This is a genomic window from Dehalococcoidales bacterium (genome assembly GCA_035529395.1).
GTDB lineage: Bacteria > Chloroflexota > Dehalococcoidia > Dehalococcoidales > Fen-1064 > DUES01.
The window spans coordinates 1-6,576 of record DATKWT010000158.1; the positions used below are offsets into that span (position 1 = coordinate 1).

Here is a 6,576-nt window from a genome sequence, read left to right on the forward strand (position 1 = left end):
ATTGGTAGCGGGGGTTGGATTCGAACCAACGACCTTCGGGTTATGAGCCCGACGAGCTTCCACTGCTCCACCCCGCGATGTACTCAAAGTATAACCCCTGCCAGATAGAGTGTCAAGGCCGTGTACTCGTCCCAGCACCCGGGAGCACTGAGTGCGTCATCCCGACTGACCGACACCTGCTTCACCGCAATGGCGCGAAGAATGGTATGGACATTTATCCCCAAAACGTATTATACTCTGGTGGGTGCGGAACTTAAAAACCGCACACAACAAGGAATAACTGTATCGACACCGAAACCCCACCTCAGGGAGAGAGTGTCCCTTAAGGAGAATAATTTGAAGATACTTTTTGTATACCCGCAGTATCCGGATACCTTCTGGAGCTTCAAGCACGCTCTGAAATTCGCGGCCAGGAAAGCGGCCCACCCGCCCCTGGGGCTGTTGACAGTGGCTGCAATGCTGCCGGCGGAATGGGAAAAGAAGCTGGTAGACATGAACGTCACCTCACTCAAGGACAGCGATATCGGCTGGGCTGACTACGTGTTTTTAAGTGCTATGGTTGTTCAGAAGGACTCCGCCAGGGAGACCATCGCCAGATGCAGGGTACTCGGCACCAGGATTGTCGCCGGCGGCCCGCTGTTCACCAGCGAATACGAAGAGTTTGATGAGGTTGACCACCTGGTACTCGATGAGGCCGAAATTACCCTGCCACCGTTCCTTGACGACCTGGAAAAGGGATGCCCACAGCACATCTACACGTCAACGGAGAGGCCTGACCTGAGCTTGACGCCCATCCCGATGTGGTCACTCATTAACATGGACAAGTACTCGTCGATGAATATCCAGTACTCGCGGGGCTGCCCGTTCGACTGCGAGTTCTGCAATATTGTAATACTTAACGGCCACAAACCGCGGACCAAGAGCAAGGAACAGATACTGGCAGAGATGGAGGCCCTGTATAGCCAGGGATGTCGCAGCAGTCTTTTCATCGTCGATGACAACTTCATAGGGAACAAGAAGAAGCTCAAGACAGAAGTCCTCCCGGCAATAATCGAATGGTCCAAAGCGCGGAAGTACCCCTTCCCACTGTTCACTGAAGCCTCGATAAACCTGGCCGATGACGACCAGCTTATGCAGCTAATGGTCGAAGCGGGGTTCAACCGGGTATTCGTTGGTATTGAAACGCCCAATGAAGAGAGCCTGGCGGAATGCAATAAGTACACCAATGCGAACCGTGACCTGGTAGCTTCCGTTAAAAAGATACAGTCCTTCGGGATGGAGGTGCAGGGGGGCTTTATCGTCGGCTTTGACAGCGACCCGCTATCCATCTTCCGCAGCCAGATAAACTTCATCCAGAACAGCGGCATCGTCACTGCCATGGTCGGCCTGCTCAACGCCCCACGCGGTACGAGACTGTACCAGCGGCTCTACAAGGAGAACCGCCTGTTGAAAGACAGCACCGGTGACAATACCGATTGCTCCATCAACTTCATACCCAAGATGCCCTACGAGACCCTGATTGACGGCTACAAGCATATCATGAGCACCATCTACTCACCCAAGCAGTATTACGAACGAATAAGGACATTCCTCAAGGAATACAAACCCTACCAGGTGAAAAGAGCCACCAATATCCGCTTATACTATGTCTGGGCATTCATCAAGTTAGTCTGGGTCCTGGGCGTCATGGAGAAGGGGAGGAGGTACTTCTGGAGTTTCTTCATCTCCACCCTGCTCAAACGCCCGCGTCTCTTTCCAATGTCAATGCTCTTGTCTGTGTACGGGATACACTTCCGCAGGGTCATGAAGAAACTGGAAAAAATACCCTCTCTGGATGTGCAGGGTAACCTTGAGGCTGCGCCGAACCTGGTCAACGGCGACAGGACCTAGGCCCCAGAGCTTTCTACAGGACTTACAGCCATGACATAGTTCTGGTGTGTTATATTCACCAAATCCAGAGGATGATTTTCCTTTTGCGTTATGTCAAAAGTTGTGCTAGAATGAGCCGTATTGTCGCAGACCTGATGGGTCTATGTAGAGGAGTTAGGTGAGAGAAGAGATAGACAGGTTCCTGACGTACCTCACCACAGAAAGAGGCTTTTCCGACAACACGGTAGCCGCCTACAGGAACGACCTTTACCAGTTGGCACGGTTTATCGAGGAGGAGACCAGTAAACAGGGCCTGGTGCCATCCTGGACGAACTTTGGCCGGCAGGGGATGCTGGCACACCTCCTTTCTCTACAGGAGCGGCAGTATGCCGAAACCACTCGCGCCCGGAAGGTTGCCGCGGCAAGGTCTTTCTTCAAGTTCCTGGTAGCCGAGGGCACCATAAAAGAAGACCCGACACGGAACATGGAGTCCTTCAACGTGGGGAGGTCTTTGCCCAGGCCAATCTCGGTTAGCCAGGTGCGCGCCCTGCTGGAACAACCGGCCAGGCAGTCTAAGCCGGAAGCAAGAAGGGACTCGGCAATGCTGCAACTGCTTTATGCAAGTGGCATGAGAGTTAGTGAACTGGTTTCTCTGAATCTGGAAGATGTCAATACCGGCAGTGGCGACGTCCGTTGCTTTGGTAAAGGACACAAAGAGCGCATCATCCCGATACATGAGAGGGCGGCTTCGGCAGTAGAGGAATATGTTCGTGAAGCCCGTCCTCACATGCTAAGACGTGATGATGAACGTGCCCTGTTCCTGAACCACCGCGGCGAGCGACTTACCAGGCAGGGTTTCTGGCAAATACTGAAGCAATACGCCAAGGCAGCCGGTCTGGAAGGTGAGGTTACACCGCACACGTTGAGACACAGTTTCGCCACTCACATGCTTAGCGGCGGCGCGGACCTCAGGGCCGTCCAGGAGTTGCTGGGGCATGCCAATATCTCCACCACCCAGGTATACACCCATCTTACTACGGAACATGTCCGGCGGTCCTACGAGAAATCCCACCCCAGGGCCAAGTAGCCTACAGGAGGAAGCCATCAGATGCCCGGCAAGTCGAGAAGCAAGCGAGGCAGACAACCCCAGAGCAAAAAGGCTAAGAGTCGACAGCGACACGTAGCTACCCAGGTATCGGCAGCCGTTGCATCCCCTGGGCAGGTTTCTCAGCAGTATGTAACCTCTCCGGTGGTAGGAACACCACGGCCCACGGCATCACCTTCACCGATACAGCATTCCTACATTACTGCCGAGCTCCGGACCATTGGCATCCTGGCTGCCATAATGCTTGGCACACTCTTCGTACTTTATGCGGTTCTTACCTAGCTCTATCCCGGTGAGACCCACTATGGACTTTGAAAAGGCGAGGGCACGGTTGGTCGAGCACCTCGCCAGGGAAATCAAAGACAAGCGTGTACTGGCAGCAATGGCACACGTGCCCAGGGAGCGCTTTGTCCCACCTGAGAGTACACTCCTGGCCTACGAAGACCGTCCACTACCGATAGCCCTGGACCAGACAATATCGCAGCCCTATATCGTGGCCCTGATGACACAAGGGCTGGAGCTTACCGGCAGCGAAAAAGTGCTCGAAGTCGGTACGGGCAGCGGTTACCAGTCGGCGATTCTCGCCGAGCTCTGCCGGTTGGTGGTGACAACCGAACGTCTGCCGGCCCTGTTCGAAACCGCTGGAAAGGCACTGGCTAAACTGGGGTACAAAAATATTGAACTGCACCTTACCGAGGAGACCCTCGGCTGGAAGGATGGAGCGCCGTACGACGCGATAATGACCACTGCGGCTGCCCCCTCTGTCCCTGGCGAGTTGCTGGAGCAACTAGCAGTCGGCGGGCGGATGGTAATACCGGTGGGCTCCCGCTACATCCAGGAGCTATGCAAGATTACCAGGCGCAAAAACCGGAATGTGGTCGAGAATCTCGGGGCCTGCCGATTCGTATCCCTTATCGGCAAAGGTGCCTGGCCGGAGGAGCCGGAATCCTAGCACAGGACGTTCTGTGCTAACGCACTTATTATGCTTTGGAAGAACTTGAAGGAGGAATAATGATGGAAGTACTGGATGCTATCAAGACAAGGAGGAGTATTCGCCGGTACAAGGACACTCCGGTGGACGATAATACTCTGGAGACTATTCTCGAAGCAGCCCGCTGGGCGCCATCCTGGGCCAACACCCAGTGCTCGCGCTTCGTTGTCGTGCGGGATAACGATATCAAGGCCAGACTTGCCGACACACTGAGCGCAAACAACCCGGCTACGGAGGCTGTCCGGAGCGCGCCTCTGGTAGTCGTCGCTTGCGCCGAACTGGCGAAGTCAGGCTGCTACCGGGGCGAGGCCACCACTGACAAGGGCGACTGGTTCATGTTCGATGTTGGGCTGGCGATGCAGAACCTGGTACTTGCTGCCCACGCTCTCGGGCTGGGGACAGTGCATATCGGTGCATTCGATGCCGGCAAGGCAGCCGGGGCAATTAGTGTCCCGGACGGCTACTGCGTGGTTGAGATGACGCCTCTCGGTTATCCGGACCATGAAGCCAAAACTCCACCCAGAAAGGAACTCTCCGAAATCGTTTTCTACGATAAATTCGGGGGCTAGGCAGACAGTCATAGTCTGCCGTTGAGCTTACCAGGTGTACACAACACTCGTTGGTAGTGCCGGGCCAACCTGATGTGGCCAGTCTCAAGGGCTCACTCAGGCAGCAGCGTAACAGGCTTGAGCATCAGTCGGACCGTGTCATCGCTGAAGGCAGCGGAATCTGCTCCGGTGGGTACCCGGTGGTTGCAGGTAAGGCTGCAATTCATTGAAGGAGTATGTCCATGAGAATCTGGAAACCTATCGAAATAAAGGGAATGCGGGTCAAGAACCGGATTGGCCTAGCACCCATGGTCAATATGCCCGGAGGAGAAGGCGGTTACATAAGTGACCTGACAATCCGGTGGTTTGAGGAGAGGGCCAGGGGTGGAGCCGGACTTATAATGACCGGTGCTGTCGTTGTCACACCGCCTACTGATGAAATGCTGCAGCAGCGGGCTGCTGCCGGTATGACCAAATGGGTTGGTGTCACCGATGACAAGTACATACCGGGCTGGACCAGGCTGGCTGACGTGATTCATTCCTATGGTGCCAGCCTCGGGGTCCAGACTGTGGCACTCGGACCGCAGTCAGGTCAGGCCGCCTCACCACCACCCTATCCGGATGAAACGCACCCCAAGGTAAGCGCTCAGTCGTTGCGCGGAGCCGAAGTGCCTGTCCACGTAGTCACCAAAGAGGGAATCGAGAAACACATCAACGATACCGTGGCAGTTGCCCGGCGCATGAAGGCCGCCGGAGTGGACTGCTTTGAGTTACACCTTGCCCATGGCGGTGCGAATCTTTATGCATCCTGGGTCTCACCAATGTACAACCGCCGAGAGGACGAGCACGGCGGTAGCTGGGAGAACCGACTTCGCTTTCCCATCGAGACAATACGCAGAATCAGGGAGGTAGTTGGCCCTGACTATCCGATACTGGTGCGAGTCGATGCGGATGAACTATTGGGCGAGTGGGGTATTACGCTTGACGATACTGTCAGTATAATCATACCTGCCCTGGAAGAGGCCGGGGTAGATTGCTTTGACGTTTCCCAGGGGTCGATAATGCACTCTCCCCAGGGGATTACCATTCCTCTATACTACCCCAGGGGATGTTTCATCCACCACGCGGAGGCGGTGAAACGAGTCACAAAGCGCCCGGTAATTGGCGTCGGCAATATCTTTGACCTGGACATGGCCGAGAAGTTTCTTCAAGAAGAAAAGGCCGACATGATATTCATGGCCAGGCAGTTGACGTGTGACCCGGAAACCCCGATGAAGTACTTTGAGGGGAGGACAGAGGACATACGGAAGTGCATCGGCTGTATCGGTGGTTGCGGTCGGCCCTGCACTATTAACTATGACATCCAGGATGAACCCATCCCGCTCACACCGGCGAAAGAGATTAAGAGAGTACTGGTACTCGGAGGAGGCGTAGCGGGCATGGAAGCCGCCCGGGTGGCGGCACTGCGGGGTCACACAGTAACTCTGATGGAAAAGGACGGCCAGCTCGGAGGGATGGTGGCAACCCTCGCCCTTAATCCTCTCCTGAGTGAGTTCGGAAACCTGGTGACCTACCTGACTCACCAAATGCGGAGACTGGGTGTCGATGTGCGGGTATGCAAGGAAGCCACCGCAATAGATGTAGCGGAACTTGCACCTGATGTCATCATAGCTGCCACCGGCTCAACGGCAACACTACCCGAGATAACCCGGGGGAAGCCGGGTGTGATGACGTACCGTGACGCCTGCCGTGAACCCAAAGCGGTTGGCCAGAAGGTGGTTGTCTGGGGCTTCTTCGGCGCGGAACTGGCCATATCGCTGGCCGAGCAGGGTAAAGACGTCGTCCTGACAGGTAAGTCCGGGGAGGGTTCACTGGGCAGCGACGTCTCCGGGCCAAGACGGTTCTGGCTCTTGAGGAAGTTGACCGATATGAGTTTTGCCAGAGAAGGGCCGGAAACCATGCGGGTAACCAATCCGCGTGTACTTTCCAACTGCGATGTTGTCGACATTGCCACCGATGGCGTCAAGGTGTGCGACCGGAATGGGGCTGAGAAGTTACTGCCG

General features: G+C 55.5%; 6 protein-coding genes and 1 tRNA gene. 6 read left to right on the forward strand and 1 reads right to left on the reverse strand.

Features of this window, described 5'->3' with window-relative positions; genetic code table 11:
- Positions 1 to 2: 2 nt before the first annotated feature.
- Positions 3 to 77: transfer RNA gene (locus VMW13_09990), tRNA-Met, on the reverse strand.
- Between the two features lie 259 nt (positions 78 to 336).
- On the opposite strand from VMW13_09990, the gene VMW13_09995 reads away from it, so the two are divergent.
- The 6 genes from VMW13_09995 to VMW13_10020 all read left to right on the forward strand — a co-directional run.
- The gene (locus VMW13_09995; GenBank protein HUV45146.1) at positions 337 to 1,890 is read left to right on the forward strand and encodes a DUF4070 domain-containing protein; all 1,554 of its coding nucleotides are present in this window, start codon (positions 337 to 339) and stop codon (positions 1,888 to 1,890) included.
- Positions 1,891 to 2,047: 157 nt separating this feature from the next.
- Complete coding sequence (gene xerD / locus VMW13_10000) at positions 2,048 to 2,956, forward strand: site-specific tyrosine recombinase XerD (GenBank protein HUV45147.1); 909 nt, start codon at positions 2,048 to 2,050, stop codon at positions 2,954 to 2,956.
- 21 nt (positions 2,957 to 2,977) lie between these two features.
- Complete coding sequence (locus tag VMW13_10005) at positions 2,978 to 3,256, forward strand: hypothetical protein (GenBank protein HUV45148.1); 279 nt, start codon at positions 2,978 to 2,980, stop codon at positions 3,254 to 3,256.
- A gap of 22 nt (positions 3,257 to 3,278) precedes the next feature.
- Positions 3,279 to 3,926, forward strand: coding sequence for a protein-L-isoaspartate(D-aspartate) O-methyltransferase (locus VMW13_10010; protein HUV45149.1), 648 nt, complete (start codon positions 3,279 to 3,281; stop codon positions 3,924 to 3,926).
- A 59-nt stretch (positions 3,927 to 3,985) separates the two neighbouring features.
- Complete coding sequence (locus tag VMW13_10015; GenBank protein ID HUV45150.1) at positions 3,986 to 4,534, forward strand: nitroreductase family protein; 549 nt, start codon at positions 3,986 to 3,988, stop codon at positions 4,532 to 4,534.
- Positions 4,535 to 4,755: 221 nt separating this feature from the next.
- A partial coding sequence (locus tag VMW13_10020) for an FAD-dependent oxidoreductase (GenBank protein HUV45151.1) occupies positions 4,756 to 6,576 on the forward strand: 1,821 nt, incomplete at its 3' end.